The organism is Ectopseudomonas composti (assembly GCF_001567565.1).
In the GTDB taxonomy this organism is placed as follows: Bacteria; Pseudomonadota; Gammaproteobacteria; order Pseudomonadales; family Pseudomonadaceae; genus Aquipseudomonas; species Aquipseudomonas composti_A.
This window is the reverse complement of record NZ_LSSW01000028.1, coordinates 225,220-245,182: the sequence shown is the minus strand read 5'-3', so window position 1 is coordinate 245,182 and position 19,963 is coordinate 225,220. Positions and strand designations below refer to the sequence as shown.

Here is a 19,963-nt window from a genome sequence, read left to right as displayed (position 1 = left end):
TCACAGGATCAGGTCACGCAGGTCATCGGAAAGGGCTCCAGGCTGCTTGATGGCAGCGAGGTCGGCTTCGGCTACGGCATTCCAGGAATCTTCATCCCAGAGTTGAAACTTGTTCAGCTGACCGACGAGCATCGCTCGCTTGTCCAGCTTGGCGTATTCGCGCAAGCGCGGCGGCACCAGGAAGCGGCCACTGGCATCCAGCTCGAGATCGACGGCATTACCGATCAACAGGCGCTGCAGGCGGCGGTTCTCTTCACGAAAGGAAGCCAGCTCGCGCAACTTGTTTTCGATCAGCTCCCACTCGGCCAGGGGATAAACGCAAAGACAGGGGTCGACGGCGTCGATGGTCACGATGAGCTGGCCACTGCAACGCGCAACGAGCTCGTCACGATACCGACTCGGCATCGCGAGGCGCCCTTTGGCGTCGAGACTGATGGCGTTAGCTCCGCGAAACACGGCTGCGCTTCCCCTGTAATTAGCTTTCCATGCCCATAAAAACCCACTTCATGCCACTTTTCACCACTCGCGCACACTATAGGAACGCGTACGCCCCACCGTCAAGGCGCGCCAGAAAGGAAAAATCCTTACAGGACGGAGATTTAGCGCACAAAAGCGAGGGGAAAAGGGATGCCGGAGCCGGCTTTTGGAGGAGAAATTTCAGCCATTCCAGGCAACTGAAATTCGAACTTAAAGTAATTTGTTAAGAGTAAGATTTTTTCGGTATCAGACGAGCGGGGAATAGAAGCGTAAAAACGAGAAAGGAGGGAGGAGAGTCGATCTGTAAGCCGGGTTCTGTCGAGGACAGTCATTCCTCTACGGCGTACATCACTGCACGCCTTTAGCAACCTACCCGGTTCCAGCGCGGGCCACGCCAATGGAACCCTATTTGGTCTTGCTCCGAGTGGGGTTTACCTAGCCACGGACTGTTGCCAGCCGCGCGGTGCGCTCTTACCGCACCTTTTCACCCTTACCGGCGCCGAAACGCTTAGGCGGTTATTTTCTGTGGCACTTTCCGTAGGCTCACGCCTCCCAGGCATTACCTGGCACTCCGCCCTATGGAGCCCGGACTTTCCTCCCCCTTCTTGCGAAGGCAGCGACTGTCCGATCGACTCTCCGCCTGCAAGGGTACCGGGCGTGATGGCAAGCTGCAAGCTAGAGCGCTATCACGGCGACCAGCAGACCTCTGGAGGCCCAGCCAAAACAGCCTCTCCGCAGCACCGGCATCGAACGAGTGCACGCATAGAAAGAAGCATGCCAGCGCAGGCACATCGCCACAGCCGGTTAGCCCTTGCGCTCCAACGCGACCTGGTACAGCAGGTTCTTGCGCACCCCGGTGATCTCCGCCGCCAGCGCCGCCGCCCGCTTGAGCGGCATCTCCGCCAACAACAGATCGAGCACGCGCAAGGCTTCGGCACTGACAGCCTCCTCACCTTCCGGCGCCTGCCAGCCCGCCACCAGCACCACACATTCGCCGCGCTGCTGATTATTGTCTGCGGCCACCCACTCACACAGCTCGGCCAGCGGCAGCCCCTGCAGAGTCTCGAAGGTCTTGGTCAGCTCACGCGCCAGCAATGCGGGGCGATCAGCACCAAACACTTCGCGCATGTCCTGCAGGCATTCGAGGATACGGTGCGGCGCTTCATAGAAGATCAGCGTGCGCGGCTCTTCGCGCACCTGCTCCAGACGCGCGCAGCGGCCCGCCGCCTTGGCCGGCAGAAAGCCCTCGAAGATAAAGCGATCCGACGGCAGCCCGGCCGCCGACAGCGCGGCGATCAAAGCGCAGGCGCCAGGCACCGGCACCACTGCAAAACCTGCGGCCCGCGCCTGGCGCACCAGGTGATAACCGGGATCGGAGATCAACGGCGTGCCCGCATCGGAAATCAGCGCGACATCCTCACCCGCCTGCAACCTGGCGAGAAAACGCCCGCCCTGATCGCGCTCGTTGTGCTCATGGCAAGCCGCCAGCGGCGTCTGGATGCCGAAGTGCTGCAGCAGCCGCGCCGAATGACGGGTGTCTTCTGCAGCGATCAGCGCCACCTCGCGCAAAATCCGCAGCGCCCGCGCACTGATGTCGTCCAGATTGCCAATGGGCGTGGCGACCACATAAAGGGTGCCTGGCTGGACGCTTGCGACGGCGGGCTGACTCACTGGAAACACCTCATTAAATGAATGAGCGCTCATTCTAGCCGGTTCCGCCCCAGCGGCATCGCACCGATCTCGGGGCTTGGGTACAATCGCCGCTTGATTTGCTCAAGTATCAGGATGACCCGATGATCGCTAGCCTGCGCCCTCTTTCCGCTCTTTTCCTGGCCGGCCTGCTTGCCGCCTGCGCCAGCTCGCCCTCCAACAACCTGGGCCAGTTGCCGCGCACACCACAAGCCAGCATCGAGCAGATGCTGCAGCAAGCTACCGAGAGCAAACCGGAGCAGGCCGCCCTGCTGCGCCTGTCGGCAGCCGACCAGAGCTACCAGCAGAACGACGTGGCCCGCGCCACCCGAATTCTCGAGCAGGTCGACATCGCCAGCCTGAAGCCCGCCCAGCAGATTTTCGCCAGCACCCTCAAGGCTGAGCTGGCGATGGCCCGCAAGCAGCCCAAGAGCGCCCTGAAAGCCCTGCAGCACCCGAGCCTCGAACGCCTGGGCGAACTGCCGGTCGAGCAACAGATCCGCACCCAGCTGGTTCGCGCCCGCGCCCTGGAGGCCGACGGCCAAACCCTGGCTGCAGCCCGGGAGCGCGTGTTCATCGCGCCGCTGCTAAGCGGCCAGGCCGCCCACGACAACCACGAGAACATCTGGGCACTGGTTTCCACCCTGCCGGCGCAAACCTCCGCCGGCGCCGACAGCGATCTAGCCGGCTGGCTGGCGCTGGCGCAGGTGACCAAAAGCAGCGCCACGCTGGAGCAGCAGCAGGCCGCCATCGACCAGTGGGTCGCCCAGAACCCGCAGCACCCGGCCGCCGCACAGCTGCCCGAAGCGCTGGAAAAGCTGCGTGAGCTGGCCAGCCAGCCACTGACTCGCGTCGCACTGCTGCTGCCGCAGGAAGGCCAACTGGCCAATGTCGCCCGCGCATTGCGCGATGGCTTCCTCGCCGCACATTACGAAGCACAGCAAGCCGGGCAGAACCCGCCGGACATCAAACTCTACGACAGCTCGCGCATCGGCTCGCTGGACGCCTTCTACCAGCAAGCCCAGGCCGACGGCGTACAACTGGTAGTCGGCCCCCTGGAAAAACCACTGGTCAAGCAACTGAGTGATCGCGAGCAACTGCCCATCACCACCCTCGCCCTGAATTACAGCGATGCAGGCCAAGAAGGCCCGGCTCAGATGTTCCAGTTTGGCCTGGCCGCCGAGGACGAAGCTCGTGAAGTGGCGCGCCGCGCCTGGAACGACGGCATGCGCCGCGCCGTGGCACTGGTGCCGCGCGGGGACTGGGGCGACCGTGTACTGGACGCCTTCCGCCAGAGCTGGCAAGCCCAGGGCGGCACCTTGATCGCCGCCGAGCATGTCGACCAGCCGGTAGAGCTGGCTCGTCAGATCGCCGACCTGTTCCAGCTGCGCGAGAGCGAAACCCGCGCCCGCCGCCTGCAGAACACGCTGGGCACCAATCTGGATGCGCAGCCGGCGCGCCGTCAGGACATCGACTTCATCTTCCTCGCGGCCACACCGCAACAGGCCCAGCAGATCAAACCGACCCTGGCCTTCCAGTACGCCGGCGACGTGCCGGTCTACGCCACCTCGCACCTGTTCACCGGCGCCCACAGCCAGGCCCAGTATCAGGATCTCGAAGGCATCCGTTTCTGCGAAACGCCCTGGCTGCTCGATGCTCACGCACCACTGCGCCAGGAAGTCGCCAATCAGTGGCCGCAGGCCGGTGGCAGTCTCGGCCGCCTGTACGCCATGGGCGTCGACGCCTACCGCCTGGCACCACGCCTAGGTCAGCTCAAGGCACTGCCGGAGTCGCGCATCGACGGCCTGTCGGGCAGCCTCAGCCTGAACGCCAGCCAGCGCATCGAGCGTCAGCTGCCCTGGGCCGAGTTCCGTGACGGCCAGGTTCAACGCCTCCCTGACAGCATCAATTGAGCGCACACAACGATCTGGGTCGGGCTGCCGAACAGGCAGCTCGGCAGCATCTGGAACGTAACGGCCTGCAGCTGATCGAACAGAACTGGAGCTGTCGGCGTGGCGAGCTTGATCTGGTCATGCTCGACGGCGATACAGTAGTATTCGTCGAAGTCCGCGCCCGCCGCCACAGCGCCTGGGGCGGCGCCCTGGAGAGCATCGATGCGCGCAAGCGTGGCAAGCTGGTCATCGCCGCCGAACTCTTCCTCCAGCAACACTCACGCTGGACCCGCTACCCCTGCCGCTTCGACGTGGTCGCCATCAGTACTGGCGGCACCACTCGCCTCGACTGGATCAAAAACGCCTTCGATGCCTGACGGCCGTACATTCAAGGTTTAACCGATGGACATGCAATCCCGAATCCGCCAGCTCTTCCAAGCCAGCATCGACACCAAGCAGCAGGCCATGGACGTCCTGACACCCTACATCGAGCACGCCAGCCTGGTGATGGTCCAGTCCCTGCTCAACGAGGGCAAGATTCTCACCTGCGGCAACGGCGGCTCCGCCGGCGACGCCCAGCATTTCTCCTCCGAGCTGCTCAATCGCTTCGAACGTGAACGTCCGAGCCTGCCGGCCATCGCCCTGACCACCGACAGCTCGACCATCACCTCGATCGCCAACGACTACAGCTACAACGAAATATTCTCCAAGCAGATCCGCGCACTCGGCCAGCCTGGCGACGTGCTGCTGGCAATTTCCACCAGCGGCAACTCAGCGAATGTCATCCAGGCCATTCAGGCTGCACATGATCGCGAGATGACCGTAGTCGCCCTCACCGGTCGCGATGGCGGCGGCATGGCCTCGCTGCTGCTGCCGGAAGACGTCGAGATCCGCGTTCCAGCCAAAGTCACCGCACGCATTCAGGAAGTCCACCTGCTGACGATCCACTGCCTGTGCGACCTGATCGATAGTCAATTGTTTGGGAGTGAAGAATGAAGCGTTCCGCCCTGATTCTGGCCGCCCTGGCCGTTACCCTGACCCTGGCAGGCTGCGGCAGTCGCAGCATCGGCAACAAGATCGATGACCAGTTCCTCGGCCCGGAAGTCGCCTCGCGCATCAGCAATGCGCACGCCGACCTGTCCAGCCCGACCTCGCGCATCGTGGTCACCAGCTATAACGGCGTGATTCTGCTGGCCGGCCAGACCCCGCGCAGCGAGCTCAAGGATCGCGCCGCCCAGACCGCCCGTGGCGTGCAGGGCGTGAAGAAGGTCTACAACGAACTGCAGGTGCAACAGCCTGCATCCCTGCTGGCGCGCAGCAACGACTCGTTGCTGACCACCAAGATCAAGGCGCAGATGCTGGCTGATAGCAGCGTCCCCAGCGCACGCGTCAAGGTCGTCACCGAGAACGGCATCGTCTACATGCTTGGCCTGGTCACTCGCGAAGAAGCCAACGCCGCCACTCGCGTGGTACAGAGCGTATCGGGCGTACAGCGGGTCGTGCGCCTGTTCGAATACACCAACTGATTGCGAACGCAGAAACGACAAGGGCGCCCATGGGCGCCCTTTTCATTGCTTACTTGACCACTTTCAGACTTGGTCGGCCGCTCGGACGCGGCGGTTCGTCATCAGACGGACCATCATCGTCCGGCCCCGGCTCTTCAGGGCTGCCTGCAACCGGCGGCTCCATGTCGAAGACCATGCCCTGGCCGTTTTCCCGCGCATAGATCGCCAGGATCGCTGCCGCCGGAATGTGCAGACTGTGCGCAACGCCGCCGAAGCGCCCTTCGAAGCTCACGGCCTGGTTGTCCATGTGCAGATGACGCACCGCACTGGGCGAGGCGTTGAGCACGATCTGACCGTCACTGGCGAAGCCTGGCGGCACCTGCACGCCAGGGAACTCGGCATTGACCAGCAGATGCGGCGTGCAATCGTTGTCGACGATCCACTCATAGAGGGCGCGAACCAGATAGGGACGACTGGAATTCATGATTTCCTCCTTCTTAACGCATCATGCGTTCGGCAGCGGAAAGACTGGCCTGAAAGGCCTCACGAGCGAACTGGCGCTCCATGTAGTCGAGCAGCGGCTTGGCCGGACGTGGCAACTCGATACCCAGAACCGGCAAACGCCAGAGAATGGGCAGCAAACAGCAATCCACCAGACTCAGCTCCTCACTGAGAAAGAATGCCTTGTCAGCGAACAGCGGTGATACGCCGGTCAGGCTTTCGCGCAACTCCTTGCGCGCCAATTGACGCTCGGCCTCCTTGCTGCGTTTGTCGAGAATACGATCGACCAGCACGCACCAGTCACGCTGAATACGATGCATCAGCAGACGACTATTGGCCCGAGCCACCGGATACACCGGCAACAACGGCGGATGCGGGTAGCGCTCGTCCAGATACTCCATCACCACGGACGCTTCATACAACGCCAGATCGCGATCGACCAGCGTCGGCACACTGCCATAGGGATTGACCTCGGCAAGCCTGGCCGGACACCGGCCCTGCTCGACATCGATGATCTCGACGCTGACACCTTTCTCGGCGAGCACCAGACGCACGCGATGGGAATAGTGGTCGGCGGGGTCGGAGTAGCAGGTCAACCTATTGGTTACCGCCATGGCGATCCTCCTCGCTTGTTTTGATTTTCCAGAAACACGAAAAATTGCCAGGAGCAATTCTTGAATGTGCAGGCGACGGCACCACTAGGTGGCCACCTGAAATGGCAGGGCACAAAAACCTGCGCGCCCATAAGGGCGCGCAGGTGCATGCAGAGAACGACAACGACTTAATGCACGTCCTTCCAGTACTCACGCTTGAGCAGGTAGGCGAACACGAAGAAGAACGCCAGGTAGAGCAGCACGTAGGTGCCGATACGCTGGGACTTCAGCTTGACCGGGTTGGCCGAATAGGCCAGGAAGGTCACCAGGTTCTTGATCTTCTCGTCGAACTCGGCCTCGCTCAGCTTGCCGGTGTTCGGCTCGATGGTGAGCTGGTCGCAGGCTTCGTGAGTGATAGGCGCACCGGTCAGCGGGTCGAATTGCTTCTTGCCATCGGTGACCACCTGAACCTGCTTGCAACCGATGACCTGGTTACCCTGCAGGCCGACCAGCACGTTCGGCATGCCGACGTTCGGGAACACCTTGTTGTTGGCGCCCAGCGGACGGGTCGGGTCGGCGTAGAAGGTACGCAGGTAGGTGTACAGCCAGTCGTTGCCACGCACACGAGCAACCAGGGTCAGATCAGGCGGTGCAGCACCGAACCAGGCCTTGGCATCCTCCGGCTTCATGCCGATCTTCATGTGGTCGCCGATCTTGGCATCGTTGAACACCAGGTTCTCCAGCATGATTTCGTGCGGGATACCGAGGTCATCGGCAACACGCTCGTAACGCTGGTACTGGGCCGAGTGGCAGCCCATGCAGTAGTTGGCGAAGGTACGCGCGCCGTCCTGCATGGCGGCCTTGTCGGTCAGGTCGATGTCGACCTTGTCCAGTTGCACATCATGACCACCGGCGGCAAAGCTGAGGGCCGGTAGCGCAGCGAAAACAAATGCAGCAAAGAGCTTTTTCATCAGCCAGTCACCCTTTCCGGAACCGGTTTGGTCTTCTCCATCCTGGTGTAGAACGGCATCAGGATGAAGTACGCGAAGTACAGGATGGTGCACACCTGCGACAGCAGGGTACGACCCGGAGTCGGCGCCAGCACACCCAGCACACCCAGGATGACGAAGGAGATGCAGAAGATCACCAGCCAGATCTTGCTCAACCAACCCTTGTAGCGCATCGACTTGACCGGGCTACGGTCCAGCCACGGCAGGACGAACAGCACAGCGATGGCAGCGCCCATGGCGATTACGCCCATCAGCTTGTCCGGTACCGCACGCAGAATTGCGTAGAACGGGGTGAAGTACCAAACCGGAGCGATGTGATCAGGCGTCTTGAACGGGTTGGCCGCTTCGAAGTTCGGCTTCTCGAGGAAGTAACCGCCCATTTCCGGGAAGAAGAACACCACGAAGCAGAACACGAACAGGAAGACCACTACGCCGACGATGTCTTTCACGGTGTAGTAAGGGTGGAACGCGATACCGTCGAGCGGCACACCGTTCTCGTCCTTCTTCTTCTTGATGTCCACGCCGTCCGGGTTGTTCGAACCGACTTCGTGCAGCGCCAGGATGTGCAGCACGACCAGGCCGAGCAGCACGATCGGCAGCGCGATCACGTGCAGAGCGAAGAAGCGGTTCAGGGTGATACCGGAAATCAGGTAGTCACCGCGAATCCACTGAGTCAGGTCATCGCCGATTACCGGGATGGCACCGAACAGCGAGATGATCACCTGGGCGCCCCAGTAGGACATCTGGCCCCACGGCAGCAGGTAGCCCATGAAGGCCTCTGCCATCAGGCACAGGTAGATCAGCATGCCGAAGATCCACACCAGCTCGCGCGGCTTCTGATAGGAGCCGTAGAGCAGACCGCGGAACATGTGCAGGTAGACCACCACGAAGAACGCGGAAGCGCCGGTGGAGTGCAGGTAGCGCAGAATCCAGCCGTACTCGACGTCACGCATTATGTATTCGACGGAGGCGAAAGCGCCCTCGGCCGAAGGTTCGAAGCTCATGGTCAGCCAGATACCGGTCACGATCTGATTGACCAGCACCAGCAGCGCCAGAGAGCCAAAGAAGTAGAAGAAGTTGAAGTTCTTCGGTGCGTAGTACTTGGAGAGATGATCTTCCCACATCTTGGTGGCGGGGAAGCGCGCATCCACCCATTCCATGAATTTACTCATCAGGCCTTCTCCTGGTCCACACCGATGACGATGATCTCATCCGTCTCGTAGCTGTACGGCGGCACCGGCAGGTTCAACGGCGCCGGCTGCGCCTTGTAGACACGCCCAGCGAGGTCATAGCGGGAACCGTGGCAAGGGCAGAAGTAGCCGCCCACCCAGTCAGGCCCCAGATCGGCCGGCGCCACTTCCGGACGGAAGGTCGGCGAACAACCCAGGTGGGTGCACAGACCAACCAGCACCAGCAACTCGGGCTTGATCGAGCGGTTCTCCTTGTTCACGTACTCCGGCTGCACGGAGGCAGCGGAGTCGGGATCGGCCATGCGATCCGCGATCTTGGTCAGGTTGGCCAGGATCTCCTCAGTGCGGTGCACGATGAACACCGGCTGGCCGCGCCACTCAGCAACCATCTGCTGACCCGCCTCGATCTTGCTGACGTTCACCTTCACCGGTGCACCGGCCGCCTTGGCCCTTGCACTGGGGAACCATGACCCCACGAACGGAGTCGCAGCACCTACCGCCCCTGCAGCACCCACCACGGAGGTGGCTGCAACCAGGAAGCGACGCCGGCCTGCATTCACGCCGTCATTGCTCATTCAGTCGTCTCCCATCAGCTTTGTGGCCTGTTGTTCAGGCCTCTACTAAGTAAAAATCGGGCCGCGCAAAAAATTCGCCAAATGGTAAAGAAAAGCCCCTTTTCTGACAAGGTAATTACCCCCGAAGAGAAGGGCGAAAGCCTTGGCGGCTGCGGCTTACGGGTATGCGGCACGTTGTCGCAGCATTTTGCCATGCCCATAAAAAACGCCCAGCTCCGTAAGGAAACTGGGCGCTTTTGGAAGCGTAGTCGCGATTAGCGCTTCGAGTACTGCGGACGCTTACGCGCTTTGCGCAGACCGACTTTCTTACGCTCGACTTCACGGGCGTCGCGAGTAACGTAACCAGCTTTACGCAGCGGGCTGCGCAGGGTCTCGTCATACTCGATCAGAGCGCGGGTGATACCGTGACGGATGGCACCAGCCTGACCACTGACACCACCACCGGCAACGGTGACGAAGATGTCGAACTTCTCGACGGTCTCGGTCAGCTCCAGCGGCTGACGCACGACCATGCGAGCGGTTTCGCGACCGAAGAAGGTGTCCAGGGTGCGATTGTTGATCGAGATGTTACCAGTACCCGGACGCAGGAAAACGCGCGCGGTTGCGGTCTTGCGACGGCCAGTGCCGTAATTTTGAGTCGCCGACATAATGAACTATTCCGTTAAATCTTCAGTTCTTGGGGCTGCTGAGCGGTGTGCGGGTGAGCGGCACCCTTGTACACCTTCAGCTTACGGTACATGTCGCGACCCAGCGGGTTCTTCGGCAGCATGCCTTTGACCGCGGTCTCGATCACGCGCTCAGGAGCACGAGCGATCAGCTTCTCGAAGTTGATCTCTTTGATGCCGCCCGGGAAACCGGAGTGGGAGTAGTACTTCTTGTCGCTGGCTTTGGCACCAGTTACACGCACCTGCTCAGCGTTGATAACGACGATGTAGTCGCCGGTGTCAACGTGCGGGGTGTACTCAGGCTTGTGCTTGCCACGCAGACGGCTCGCGATTTCGGTGGCCAGACGACCCAGGGTCTGACCAGCAGCATCAACGACGAACCAGTCGCGTTTTACTGTTTCTGGTTTAGCAGTAAAAGTTTTCATTCTTTATAGCCTCAGGGGCCGCCCAGCAAAAATAGACGGCGGATCTTACTGGATAGTGCGTACTTTGACAAGTCAAAGGCAGCCGCATACGGACGCTATCGGGGGCTCGGGTCAGCGCGTCCACAATACGGCAAGATTCTTCGGCAGGCGGCGCATCACTTCCACCGCAGAAAGAGGTGCCGAATTATCCTGATTGCGAAAAAAATTTCAACCTGCTTGTATGACTCTTTTGCCGAAGGAGTACCTCATGGAATACCGCAAGCTAGGCCGAACCGATCTCGACGTCAGCGCTCTGTGCCTGGGCACCATGACCTGGGGCGAGCAGAACAGCGAGAGCGAAGGCCATGCCCAGATCGAGCGGGCCAAGGCCAGCGGCATCAATTTCATCGATACCGCGGAGATGTACCCGGTACCGCCGCGCGCCGAAACCTACAGCAAGACCGAGCAGATCATCGGCAGCTACTTCAAGCAGCACGGCGATCGCGCCGACTGGATCCTGGCCAGCAAGATCGCCGGCCCTGGCAACGGCATCAGCCATATCCGTGACGGCCAGCTGAAATTCAACCGCCAGCATATCGTCGCAGCCCTGGATGCCAGCCTGACGCGCCTGCAAACCGACTGGATCGACCTGTATCAACTGCACTGGCCGGAGCGGCCGACCAACTTCTTCGGCCAACTCGATTACAAGCACAAGGACAATGAGTTCACACCACTGGAAGAAACCCTCGAAGTGCTCGACGAGCAGGTCAAGGCTGGCAAGATCCGCCATATCGGCCTGTCTAACGAAACCCCGTGGGGCACCATGAAGTTCCTGCAGTTAGCGGAAAGCCGTGGCTGGCCGCGTGCCGTATCGATCCAGAACCCCTACAACCTGCTCAACCGCAGCTTCGAAGTGGGCCTGGCGGAAGTGGCGATTCGCGAACAGTGCGGTCTGCTGGCTTACTCGCCCCTGGCGTTCGGCATGCTCAGCGGCAAGTACGAAGGCGGCGCACGCCCAGCAGGCGCGCGCATCAGCCTGTTCAGCCGCTTCGCCCGCTACAGCAACCCGCAGTCGGAAGCAGCCTGCTCGCGCTACGTTGCCCTGGCCCGCGAACACGGCCTGGATCCCGCGCAGATGGCCCTGGCCTTCGTTACGGCGCAGCCTTTCGTGACCAGCAACATCATCGGCGCCACCAACCTGGAGCAGCTGGACAGCAACCTGGCCAGCGCCGAGCTGAAGCTCTCCGAAGAAGTGCTTGCGGGCATCGAGGCAATCCACAAGGCGCAACCCAACCCGGCGCCCTGATCCGGCGCAAAACGCAAAAGCCCGGCAATGCCGGGCTTTTTTCTGGCCGCGCGGCTGTCAGGTCAACGAGCGAGCGATGATCTCCTTCATGATCTCGTTGGTGCCGGCGTAGATGCGCTGCACCCGTGCATCGGCCCACGCCCGGGCCACCGGGTATTCCCACATGTAACCGTAGCCGCCGTGCAACTGCACACACTCGTCGAGCACCTTGCACTGCAGGTCGGTGCCCCAGTACTTGAGCATCGCCGCGGTTGGCACATCCAGCTTGCCCTCGAGGTGCAACTCCAGGCAGCGGTCGATGAATACCCGGCCGACCTGAATCTCCGTCGCCATCTCGGCGAGCTTGAAGCGGGTGTTCTGGAAGTCGGCGACTGCCTTGCCAAAGGCCTTGCGTTCACGGGTGTAGTCCAGCGTCCACTGCAGCGCCGCCTCGGCCGAAGCCAGGGCGCCGACGCCCACCGTCAGGCGCTCCTGCGGCAGCTCCTGCATGAGGTAGGCGAAGCCCATACCCGGCTGCCCCAGCAGGTTCTGCTTGGGCACACGCACGTCCTGGAAGAACAGCTCGGAGGTGTCCTGCGCCTTCATGCCGACCTTCTCCAGGCGCTTGCCCTTGGAGAAACCGGGCGTATTGGCCTCGACCAGCAACAGACTGGTGCCCTTGGCGCCGGCCTTTGGATCGGTCTTGGCCACCACGACGACCAGATCGGCCAGCCAACCGTTAGTGATGAAGGTCTTCGAGCCGTTGATCACGTACTCGTCGCCATCGAGCACCGCGGTGGTCTTCACGCCTTGCAGGTCAGAGCCAGCGCCCGGCTCGGTCATGGCGATGGCAGTGACCATCTCGCCGCTGACCAGCTTGGGCAGGTAATGCTGCTTCTGCGCTTCGCTGCCGTAATGCAGGATATAAGGCGCGACGATATCGGAGTGCAGGGAGAAACCAATGCCGGTCAGCCCCAGACGCCCAATTTCCTCGATCACCACGGTGCTGTAGAGGAAGTCGGCCGCCATGCCGCCGTATTCTTCAGGGAGATGCGAACACAGCATCCCCGCCTCGCCCGCCTTGTTCCACAGGGCCCGGTCGATATGCCCATCCTTCTCCCACTGATGATGGAAAGGCACCGCCTCCTGCTCGAGAAACTTGCGCACGCTGTCGCGGAACAATTCATGGTCGGAGCTGAATATCGTTCTAGGGATCATGGCGTTACCTGTATCCGAGACGGGAAAAAGCGTGGCCTCGACTTTAGCCAAGCAAACGCTTGGTTACACTGGACACAACCGCCAAAAAATAAGACGATCCAGCCGCTGTATGACCACTTAGCCTTGAACAAGAATAAATACCCATGGTTATCCCAGAGCCGCGCGCAGCCTTGCGCCGTGTCAGCATCCTCGCCACCGATGGCGTCTTCGCCTCTACCCTGCTGCAGGCCAAGGACTTCTTCCACATGGCCGGCATTCGCTATGCCAAGCAACAGGGGCTTGGTCTCGAACCGCCGTTCGAAATCCACCTGGTCAGCCCAGACGGGCTGCCGGTGAACAGCTTCAGCAAGGTCAGGGTGCCAGTAGACAGCGGCCTGGACGCTTGCGACGTGATCATCCTGCCGGCCTTCTGGGACGACTTTGATGCGCTCAGTCGCCGCTATCCACAGGTTCTGGACTGGCTCAAACGCCAGCATGCCAACGGCGCGGCGATCTGCGGCGAGGCCAGCGGCGTGTTCTGGATGGCGGAAGCCGGCCTGCTCGACGGCAAGGAGGCAACCACCTACTGGCGCTTCTTCCGCGAATTCGCCGAGCGCTTCCCCAAGGTGCAACTGAACCAGGACAAGCACCTGTCCGATGCCGACAACCTTTACTGCGCAGGCGGCACCACCTCGGCCTGCGACCTCTACATCTATCTGATCGAGCGCTACTGCGGCGCCGGCGTGGCCCAGGGCGTAGCACGTGACATCCTCTACGAGGTGCAGCGCAGCTACACACCGGGCCGCATCGGCTTCGGCGGGCAGAAGCTGCATCAGGACGTCACCGTGCTGCAGATCCAGCACTGGCTCGAGGAGCACTACGCCGACAAGTTTCGCTTCGAGGACGTGGCGCGTGAGCACGGCATGAGCATCCGCAACTTCATGCGCCGCTTTCAGGGCGCTACCGGCGACAAGCCCCTGCACTACCTGCAACGCTTGCGCATCGAGACCGCCAAGAGCCTGCTCTCCTCCACCCGCAAGAGCATCAAGACCATCAGCTACGAAGTGGGCTACGACGACGCCAGCTTCTTCGCCCGACTGTTTCGCCAGCACACCGAGCTGTCGCCGAACCAGTACCGCCGCCAGTTCCAGCAGAAAGACGCGCACGCCTGAACGGGCACGCCGGGCGACCAGGGCGGGTCGCGGCGAACCTCAGGCAAATGGCCAGCCCACCCTTGGTTAGGTTGGCGCCTAACGGCAGCGCCCTATGATCGGTGAACGAAGATAACAACAACAGGTTCACCGCCATGCGCCGTCTCTTGCTTGTCCTGCTTGCCACCTGCAGCCTCGGTGCTGCCGCCGCCGATAACTGGAAACCTTTCCCCCTCGACCAGAGCGCCTATGACTACAGCGGCGACAAGCTGCGCCAGGCCTGGCCGCAACTGACGCGCGGCTTCGGCGACTACCCCTTCCCCGATGCCGACTGGGTGGTGAGCATGGCCAGCAGCCATCCACAGGCCCTGGAGAAGACCGTCGCCGCCGGCACCGGCTTTACCGGCAAACCGGAAGAAGCCGAACTTTACGCACAGAAGCTGCAGGACGTCTGGCGCCTGATGTTCCGGGGCGACTTCGCCCAGGCCAAGGAACAGGGGCTCGCGCTAGGCGTCGGCGGACAGATCCCGGCGATGTTCGCCCAGGTGATCTACGCCATGTTTCTGGTGCCGGACCAATCAGAAAAACATCGCCTGCTCGAGGAAGTGATTGCCTACACCGACGAGGCCGGTGAACTGGTGCAAGCGGACACCGTTGCGCAGTTCGGCCGCGTCTATGCCAAGGCGCGCCTCGGCGAGGAACTGTCGGTGCCGGTGGTGCTCAAGCGTGGCTACACCTCGCAAATCCCCCAGGAGCTGGACGAACTACTGGCCAAACAGCCGAAGCAGCCGTTCGCTCTGGCGCTCTACGGCGGCTACGAAGCGGGGGTGATTCGCAAGGTCGGCAAACTGGTGGGCCGGATGACCTACGGCGTCAGCGCCGACAAGATGGAGACCTACTTTCAGCGCAGCTTCCGGGCCCGCGACGACCTGCCCATCGGCCATTACGAATACGCCAACGCGCTGACCTACGTATACGGTGACGACGAAGAAAACAAGGTGATCGACCACCTCGAGCGCGCCGCTGCGATCACACCCATCAGCGCCATGGAGGCACTGGAAGTGGCCCATGCGCGAAAACTGCTGAGCCAGTATCAGCAGAAGCTGGCGCAGCACTGAAGGCCGAGCGCATGCCCGCGCACCAATGAAAAAGGCGACCTTGTGGGTCGCCTTTTTCATATCGCTTTCCGTCAGGGCCGGTGTGGGCGCGAGAGGAATTCGTGCGATTGCATTTCCAGCAGACGACTCAAAGTACGCTGGAACTCGAAGCTCAGACGGCCGCCGGTGTAGAGATCCTTGAGCTCCACCTCGGCGGAGATGATCAGCTTGACGTTGCGATCATAGAACTCGTCCACCAGGTTGATGAAGCGCCGCGCCATATCGTCCTTGGCCACGCTCATCTGCTCGACGTTGGCCAGAATCACCGCGTGGAAGACCTTGCCCAGCTCGATGTAGTCGTTCTGACTGCGCGGGCCGTCGCACAGTTCGCGAAACTCGAACCAGGCCACGTCCTCGCACACCCGCACGGCGTTGATGGCACGATTTTCGATCATCAGCGCCTCGTTCTCCACCATGTGGGTGCAGTCCGGCAGCAGGCTCTGGAAACTCTTGCGCAGGCTGTCTTCCGCAGCCGGGCCGAGCGGGAAGTGGAACAGTTCGGCCTGCTCCAGCGCACGCAGACGATAGTCGACGCCGCTGTCGACGTTGACGATATCGGTGTGCTGCTTGAGCAGGGCGATGGCTGGCAGGAAGCGCGCACGCTGCAGGCCGTCCTTGTACAGACCGTCCGGCACGATGTTGGAGGTGGCCACCAGCGACACGCCGTTCTTGAACAGCTCTTCGAGCAGGGTGGCGAGAATCATCGCGTCGGTGATGTCGCTGACGAAGAATTCATCGAAGCAGATCACCCGAGCCTCGTCGGCGAAACGCTTGCCTATGATGGTCAGCGGGTTCTTCTCACCCTTGAGGGTCTTCATCTCCTCGTGCACGCGCTTCATGAAGCGGTGAAAGTGAGTACGCACTTTCTGCTCGAACGGCAGCGCATCGAAGAAGGTGTCGACCAGATAGGTCTTGCCGCGCCCGACGCCGCCCCAGAAATACAGCCCCTTGACCGGCGCCTGCGGCTTCTTGCCGAACAGCTTGCCCATCAGCCCGGATTTGCCCTGATCGCGCGCGATCAGATCGTCATATAGACGCTGCAAATGGCGGACGGCATTTTCCTGGGCCGCATCATGGAAGAAGTCGGGCCGCTTGAGGTCGGCCTGATAACGCTCTAAGGGGGTCATGATTCGTTAGCCGGGCAAGTAAAAACGGGGGCGTCACTTTAGCGACGCCCCCGTTGATTGGCAATCTGCCCGTAGCCCGGATGTAATCGGGGAATGCTGGCGATGCTCGTCCCGGATTGCATCCGGGCTACTTCACTCCTGCGGCGCCAGGGCCTCACGCAGACGGGCAATGGCCGCTTCCAGCGCCTGGCCGTCAGCGAACTCGGGGCTGCTCGCCACGTTTTCACCGTCGATCCAGACCGCGAATGCCAGACCTTCGGCGCGCACATCCAGCGGTTCGCCAGACTGCAGGCGCTTGTTGATCATGCCGGCCGACTTGCCATCGGCGAAGGACTTCGACAGCAGCAGTTGCTCGCCGTCGGCATCCAGCAGGCGGAAGCGGAAGCTGCCGTCGTCATCGCGGAAGCTGACGAAACGCGCGCTCTTGGCAGCTTTTTTCTTCTCGCCAGCGGCGACCTGCACCTGCTCGCGGAACGAGCGCAGGCCCACGGCCTCACGCAGCTCACCGAGGAACGGCGTAGCGATCTTGCGCGCCTTGGTGGCACCGGCAAGGAGGATGTCCTCCAGATCGGCCGGCTTGGCGATCAGCGCGTTGTAGCGCTCACGCGCCTCGCCCAGGGTCTCTTCGAGCAGTTGGTAAAGACGATTCTTCGCCTCGCCCCAGGCCAGGCCGCCTTCGAGCTCAGCACGGAACTCGGCCTGCTGCGCGTGGCTGGCAAAGGCCTGGTACAGGGTGAACAGGTGTGAACCTTCGACATCCTTGGCTTCACCCGGCAACCTGGAGTCGGTGACGATGCGCGCCACGGCGTCCTTGAGCTGCTTGGCCGTGCCGAACAGCGGGATGGTGTTGTCGTAGCTCTTGCTCATCTTGCGCCCGTCGAGGCCGGGCAGCGTCGCCACTTCTTCCTCGATCACCACCTCAGGCAGAAGGAACAGGTCCTTGCCCTTGCCGAACAGGTGGTTGAAGCGCTGGCCGATGTCGCGGGCCATTTCCACGTGCTGGATCTGGTCACGGCCGACCGGCACCTTCTGCGCGTTGAACATGAGGATGTCCGCAGCCATCAGCACCGGGTAGCTGAACAGGCCCATGCTCACGCCGGCATCCGGGTCCTCACCGGCCTCGACGTTCTTGTCTACCGAGGCCTTGTAGGCGTGGGCGCGGTTGAGCAGGCCCTTGCCAGCGACGCAAGTCAGCAGCCAGCACAGCTCGGGAATCTCGGGGATATCGGACTGACGGTAGAAGGTCGCCTTGTCGGTATCCAGACCCAGCGCCAGCCAGGTAGCGGCGATTTCCAGGCGCGAACGCTGGATGCGCGCCGGATCGTCGCACTTGATCAGCGCGTGATAGTCGGCGAGGAAATAGAAGGAGTCCATCTGCGGGTCGCGGCTGGCCGCGATGGCCGGACGGATGGCGCCGGCATAGTTGCCCAGGTGCGGCGTGCCGGTGGTGGTGATACCGGTAAGGATACGGGTGGTCATGACGTTCGCTTAGAAATGGCTGAAAAACTTACAGGCGAGGCAACAGCAGATCCTTGAGATCCGTCAGCTTGCCGTGAAAAAAGTGACCGCATTCTGCCACTTTCAGCAGCTCGTGGGCACGCCCAAGGTTGGCCGACCAGTCGTACACCGCCTGCGGCTCGACCACTTCGTCGGCATCGGGCTGGATCACCACCAGCGGGCACTCGCTGGCAGGCGGGGTATCGGCCGTCAGGCGATGCACCGCCGGAGCGACCATGAACAGCTTGCTCGGCACCTGCCCCTGCGCTTCCAGGCGCGCACCCAGCGCCGCGGCGACGAAGCCGCCGAAGGAAAAACCCAGCAGCGTGACCGGCAGGCTCGGATACTGTTGCTTGAGCCAGGCAGCGACGGCCTCGGCATCGTCGACTTCGCCGGTGCCCATGTCATGGCTGCCGGCACTGGCTCCAACGCCGCGATAATTGAAACGCAAGGTGTGGTAGCCACTGTCACGTGCGGTACGCTGCAAGGTGCTCACCACCTTGTTGAGCATGGTGCCGCCCTGCACCGGATTGGGGTGGCAGACCAGCGCCACGCCACGGGCATCCGGCACTTCCAGCAGGAGGGATTCGAGTTGGCCCACCGGGCCTTGAATGAAAAGAGGGGTTTCGCGACTGAGCAACACTGAACTCCGTGACCCCGCAACGGGTCGACTCGTCTAGCAAACTGCCTGTGTGGCAAATGAACCTGTTCAGCGTCTCGAGAGCTCGCGCAATGCAAGGCAAAAACAGGAGAGAAAGCGAAGTGTACTGTCGTACATGCGCATTCCGAACCTGTTTTTAACCCAGCAGCGCCGACGCGCAGTAGACTCCGAGCAGGCTATGGTCGTATACAGCACAGGCTCAAGCCGCTAACGTAAAGCAAAGCCGTTTTGAGAGGAAGGACTCGTGGAACAGACCGTTACAGCCTGGTTGATACCCGCCCTGACCCTGGTGGTCGGCATCGCCGTGGGCTTTGTGCTCGCCCGCCTGGCCCCCAATGCTGCACCGGGCCGTACGCAGCGGCAGATGGATGAAATGCAGGCACGCTTCGAGGCCTACCAGAGTGAAGTGGTGACCCACTTCAACACCACCGCCAGCCTGGTGAAGAAACTCACCCAGAGCTATCAGGACGTGCAGGAGCACCTGTCCGACGGCGCCAACCGCCTAGCCCTGGACGAACTGACCCGTCAGCGCCTGCTGGCCACCCTGAACAGCAGCGAAACTGGCGAAAAGCGCGAGCGTCTGACGCCGCCGAAGAACCACGAAATGCCCAAGGACTATGCGCCGAAAAGCGATGGCCCCGGCATGCTGGACGAGAGCTACGGGCTGAAGAAGTAACCCGCTAGCCAGAAACACCGAGCCCCGCGATTGCGGGGCTTTTTTATGCTTCCTCGCATAGTTTGGAGAACGTGCGGGTTGACACACCGGACTGGCAAGTTTGTGTGAGCTTTCGATGACTTGGCACTATCCATTACCGCGTCTGCTGAACGTTTGGGTTGCGCCCCTTACGGGCGCCACACCTTTCTTGCTTGCCCAAGAAAGGTGTGCCAAAGAAGGGCACCCCGACATCCGGGTTTCGCTACGCGAAACTCCCCTCGCTCTGGCGCTGCTCCGGTGGCCGGCTTACATGGGCCGTCCCTGGCCTATTAAGCCTCTCGCCGCATCCATGCGGCTCGCTCCCCTACGCAACACCTCTGCTCGGCCTTCTGAAGGGGACCGGGGCGCGAGCTTGCAAGATTTCCACAGGCTCAAGCTCGATGGCGTCTATTTTTGCTTTTTCTCTTAGGCAGCGATCATGCAGGCGACGCCCAAATACCCTTCAGGAGGCCGAGTGGAATCACCGTGGAAGGGGTTGAGCGACATGGATGTCGCGAGAGCTGCGATGGGCCAGGGATGGCCCTTCGTGGCGCGCCCCTGGAGCGGTGATGGAACGAGGGAACCCCGGCGTAGCCGGGGCCGGATGTCGGGGTGCCCTTCTCTTTGGTTACTTTCTCTTGGGCAAGCAAGAGAAAGTGACTCGCCCGTAAGGGGCGAAACCCATCAGACCAG

Annotated in this window: 21 protein-coding genes and 1 other RNA gene; 8 read left to right on the top strand and 14 right to left on the bottom strand. The window is 61.7% G+C overall.

Annotation, left to right across the window (positions count from 1 at the left end; all coding sequences use genetic code 11):
* From mraZ to rsmI, 3 genes are all read right to left on the bottom strand, one after another.
* The gene (gene mraZ, locus PCLY_RS15935) at positions 1-456 is read right to left on the bottom strand and encodes a division/cell wall cluster transcriptional repressor MraZ (RefSeq protein ID WP_003459315.1); all 456 of its coding nucleotides are present in this window, start codon (positions 454-456) and stop codon (positions 1-3) included.
* A gap of 309 nt (positions 457-765) precedes the next feature.
* An RNA gene (gene rnpB / locus PCLY_RS15930) (RNase P RNA component class A) lies at positions 766-1,113 on the bottom strand.
* Positions 1,114-1,281: 168 nt separating this feature from the next.
* Entirely contained in the window at positions 1,282-2,181 is a 900-nt protein-coding gene (gene rsmI / locus PCLY_RS15925; protein WP_061240611.1) for a 16S rRNA (cytidine(1402)-2'-O)-methyltransferase, read from the bottom strand.
* 89 nt (positions 2,182-2,270) lie between these two features.
* Here rsmI and PCLY_RS15920 point away from each other — a divergent pair, with 89 nt between their 5' ends.
* From PCLY_RS15920 to PCLY_RS15905, 4 genes are read left to right on the top strand one after another with little or no spacing between them, the layout of a single operon-like run.
* Positions 2,271-4,079: a penicillin-binding protein activator gene (locus tag PCLY_RS15920; RefSeq protein WP_061240610.1), complete on the top strand. Its 1,809-nt coding sequence runs from the start codon at positions 2,271-2,273 to the stop codon at positions 4,077-4,079.
* Positions 4,076-4,435, top strand: coding sequence for a YraN family protein (locus tag PCLY_RS15915; RefSeq protein WP_061240609.1), 360 nt, complete (start codon positions 4,076-4,078; stop codon positions 4,433-4,435). Before PCLY_RS15920 ends, PCLY_RS15915 begins: the two co-directional genes overlap by 4 nt.
* Positions 4,436-4,460: 25 nt before the next feature.
* Positions 4,461-5,054: a phosphoheptose isomerase gene (locus PCLY_RS15910; RefSeq protein WP_061240608.1), complete on the top strand. Its 594-nt coding sequence runs from the start codon at positions 4,461-4,463 to the stop codon at positions 5,052-5,054.
* Complete coding sequence (locus tag PCLY_RS15905) at positions 5,051-5,584, top strand: BON domain-containing protein (protein WP_061240607.1); 534 nt, start codon at positions 5,051-5,053, stop codon at positions 5,582-5,584. Before PCLY_RS15910 ends, PCLY_RS15905 begins: the two co-directional genes overlap by 4 nt.
* A gap of 49 nt (positions 5,585-5,633) precedes the next feature.
* On the opposite strand, the gene PCLY_RS15900 is transcribed toward PCLY_RS15905, so the two are convergent.
* The 7 genes from PCLY_RS15900 to rplM form a co-directional block, all read right to left on the bottom strand.
* Entirely contained in the window at positions 5,634-6,047 is a 414-nt protein-coding gene (locus PCLY_RS15900) for a ClpXP protease specificity-enhancing factor (RefSeq protein ID WP_061240606.1), read from the bottom strand.
* Between the two features lie 13 nt (positions 6,048-6,060).
* A complete protein-coding gene (locus PCLY_RS15895; RefSeq protein ID WP_061240605.1) occupies positions 6,061-6,678 on the bottom strand; it encodes a glutathione S-transferase N-terminal domain-containing protein in 618 nt (205 codons plus the stop codon).
* A gap of 167 nt (positions 6,679-6,845) precedes the next feature.
* Positions 6,846-7,628, bottom strand: coding sequence for a cytochrome c1 (locus PCLY_RS15890; RefSeq protein WP_061240604.1), 783 nt, complete (start codon positions 7,626-7,628; stop codon positions 6,846-6,848).
* Entirely contained in the window at positions 7,628-8,839 is a 1,212-nt protein-coding gene (locus tag PCLY_RS15885; protein ID WP_061240603.1) for a cytochrome b, read from the bottom strand. Before PCLY_RS15885 ends, PCLY_RS15890 begins: the two co-directional genes overlap by 1 nt.
* Positions 8,839-9,432: a ubiquinol-cytochrome c reductase iron-sulfur subunit gene (petA, locus tag PCLY_RS15880; RefSeq protein ID WP_061240602.1), complete on the bottom strand. Its 594-nt coding sequence runs from the start codon at positions 9,430-9,432 to the stop codon at positions 8,839-8,841. The genes PCLY_RS15885 and petA overlap by 1 nt, the downstream gene beginning before the upstream one ends.
* Positions 9,433-9,686: 254 nt before the next feature.
* Positions 9,687-10,079 (bottom strand): 30S ribosomal protein S9, encoded by a 393-nt coding sequence (gene rpsI / locus PCLY_RS15875; RefSeq protein WP_003459292.1) that lies wholly within the window; start codon positions 10,077-10,079, stop codon positions 9,687-9,689.
* 14 nt (positions 10,080-10,093) lie between these two features.
* A complete protein-coding gene (gene rplM / locus PCLY_RS15870; RefSeq protein ID WP_003242947.1) occupies positions 10,094-10,522 on the bottom strand; it encodes a 50S ribosomal protein L13 in 429 nt (142 codons plus the stop codon).
* Positions 10,523-10,769: 247 nt separating this feature from the next.
* On the opposite strand from rplM, the gene PCLY_RS15865 reads away from it, so the two are divergent.
* Positions 10,770-11,807 (top strand): NADP(H)-dependent aldo-keto reductase, encoded by a 1,038-nt coding sequence (locus tag PCLY_RS15865; RefSeq protein WP_061240601.1) that lies wholly within the window; start codon positions 10,770-10,772, stop codon positions 11,805-11,807.
* A gap of 57 nt (positions 11,808-11,864) precedes the next feature.
* Here PCLY_RS15865 and PCLY_RS15860 read toward each other — a convergent pair whose 3' ends face one another.
* Positions 11,865-13,004: an acyl-CoA dehydrogenase family protein gene (locus PCLY_RS15860; RefSeq protein WP_061240600.1), complete on the bottom strand. Its 1,140-nt coding sequence runs from the start codon at positions 13,002-13,004 to the stop codon at positions 11,865-11,867.
* Between the two features lie 143 nt (positions 13,005-13,147).
* On the opposite strand from PCLY_RS15860, the gene PCLY_RS15855 reads away from it, so the two are divergent.
* Both PCLY_RS15855 and PCLY_RS15850 read left to right on the top strand, forming a co-directional pair.
* On the top strand, positions 13,148-14,155 hold the full coding sequence (locus PCLY_RS15855; protein WP_061240599.1) for a GlxA family transcriptional regulator: 1,008 nt from the start codon (positions 13,148-13,150) through the stop codon (positions 14,153-14,155).
* A 134-nt stretch (positions 14,156-14,289) separates the two neighbouring features.
* Positions 14,290-15,252: a hypothetical protein gene (locus PCLY_RS15850; RefSeq protein ID WP_061240705.1), complete on the top strand. Its 963-nt coding sequence runs from the start codon at positions 14,290-14,292 to the stop codon at positions 15,250-15,252.
* A gap of 71 nt (positions 15,253-15,323) precedes the next feature.
* On the opposite strand, the gene zapE is transcribed toward PCLY_RS15850, so the two are convergent.
* The 3 genes from zapE to PCLY_RS15835 all read right to left on the bottom strand — a co-directional run bounded on the left by zapE (position 15,324) and on the right by PCLY_RS15835 (position 18,555).
* Positions 15,324-16,418: a cell division protein ZapE gene (zapE, locus tag PCLY_RS15845; RefSeq protein ID WP_061240598.1), complete on the bottom strand. Its 1,095-nt coding sequence runs from the start codon at positions 16,416-16,418 to the stop codon at positions 15,324-15,326.
* Between the two features lie 132 nt (positions 16,419-16,550).
* Positions 16,551-17,897, bottom strand: coding sequence for a tryptophan--tRNA ligase (locus PCLY_RS15840; RefSeq protein ID WP_061240597.1), 1,347 nt, complete (start codon positions 17,895-17,897; stop codon positions 16,551-16,553).
* 28 nt (positions 17,898-17,925) lie between these two features.
* The gene (locus PCLY_RS15835) at positions 17,926-18,555 is read right to left on the bottom strand and encodes an alpha/beta hydrolase (RefSeq protein WP_061240596.1); all 630 of its coding nucleotides are present in this window, start codon (positions 18,553-18,555) and stop codon (positions 17,926-17,928) included.
* A gap of 265 nt (positions 18,556-18,820) precedes the next feature.
* Here PCLY_RS15835 and PCLY_RS15830 point away from each other — a divergent pair, with 265 nt between their 5' ends.
* Complete coding sequence (locus PCLY_RS15830; RefSeq protein WP_061240595.1) at positions 18,821-19,252, top strand: Z-ring associated ZapG family protein; 432 nt, start codon at positions 18,821-18,823, stop codon at positions 19,250-19,252.
* Positions 19,253-19,963 lie beyond the last annotated feature (711 nt).

Excerpts from the sequence above, each read along its gene's own strand:
- rsmI (WP_061240611.1), bottom strand. The coding sequence starts at position 2,181 with ATGAGCGCTCATTCATTTAATGAGGTGTTTCCAGTGAGTCAGCCCGCC.
- PCLY_RS15920 (WP_061240610.1), top strand. The coding sequence starts at position 2,271 with ATGATCGCTAGCCTGCGCCCTCTTTCCGCTCTTTTCCTGGCCGGCCTG.
- PCLY_RS15910 (WP_061240608.1), top strand. The coding sequence starts at position 4,461 with ATGGACATGCAATCCCGAATCCGCCAGCTCTTCCAAGCCAGCATCGAC.
- PCLY_RS15905 (WP_061240607.1), top strand. The coding sequence starts at position 5,051 with ATGAAGCGTTCCGCCCTGATTCTGGCCGCCCTGGCCGTTACCCTGACC.
- PCLY_RS15900 (WP_061240606.1), bottom strand. The coding sequence starts at position 6,047 with ATGAATTCCAGTCGTCCCTATCTGGTTCGCGCCCTCTATGAGTGGATC.
- PCLY_RS15895 (WP_061240605.1), bottom strand. The coding sequence starts at position 6,678 with ATGGCGGTAACCAATAGGTTGACCTGCTACTCCGACCCCGCCGACCAC.
- PCLY_RS15890 (WP_061240604.1), bottom strand. The coding sequence starts at position 7,628 with ATGAAAAAGCTCTTTGCTGCATTTGTTTTCGCTGCGCTACCGGCCCTC.
- PCLY_RS15885 (WP_061240603.1), bottom strand. The coding sequence starts at position 8,839 with ATGAGTAAATTCATGGAATGGGTGGATGCGCGCTTCCCCGCCACCAAG.
- petA (WP_061240602.1), bottom strand. The coding sequence starts at position 9,432 with ATGAGCAATGACGGCGTGAATGCAGGCCGGCGTCGCTTCCTGGTTGCA.
- rpsI (WP_003459292.1), bottom strand. The coding sequence starts at position 10,079 with ATGTCGGCGACTCAAAATTACGGCACTGGCCGTCGCAAGACCGCAACC.
- rplM (WP_003242947.1), bottom strand. The coding sequence starts at position 10,522 with ATGAAAACTTTTACTGCTAAACCAGAAACAGTAAAACGCGACTGGTTC.
- PCLY_RS15865 (WP_061240601.1), top strand. The coding sequence starts at position 10,770 with ATGGAATACCGCAAGCTAGGCCGAACCGATCTCGACGTCAGCGCTCTG.
- PCLY_RS15860 (WP_061240600.1), bottom strand. The coding sequence starts at position 13,004 with ATGATCCCTAGAACGATATTCAGCTCCGACCATGAATTGTTCCGCGAC.
- PCLY_RS15855 (WP_061240599.1), top strand. The coding sequence starts at position 13,148 with ATGGTTATCCCAGAGCCGCGCGCAGCCTTGCGCCGTGTCAGCATCCTC.
- PCLY_RS15850 (WP_061240705.1), top strand. The coding sequence starts at position 14,290 with ATGCGCCGTCTCTTGCTTGTCCTGCTTGCCACCTGCAGCCTCGGTGCT.
- zapE (WP_061240598.1), bottom strand. The coding sequence starts at position 16,418 with ATGACCCCCTTAGAGCGTTATCAGGCCGACCTCAAGCGGCCCGACTTC.
- PCLY_RS15840 (WP_061240597.1), bottom strand. The coding sequence starts at position 17,897 with ATGACCACCCGTATCCTTACCGGTATCACCACCACCGGCACGCCGCAC.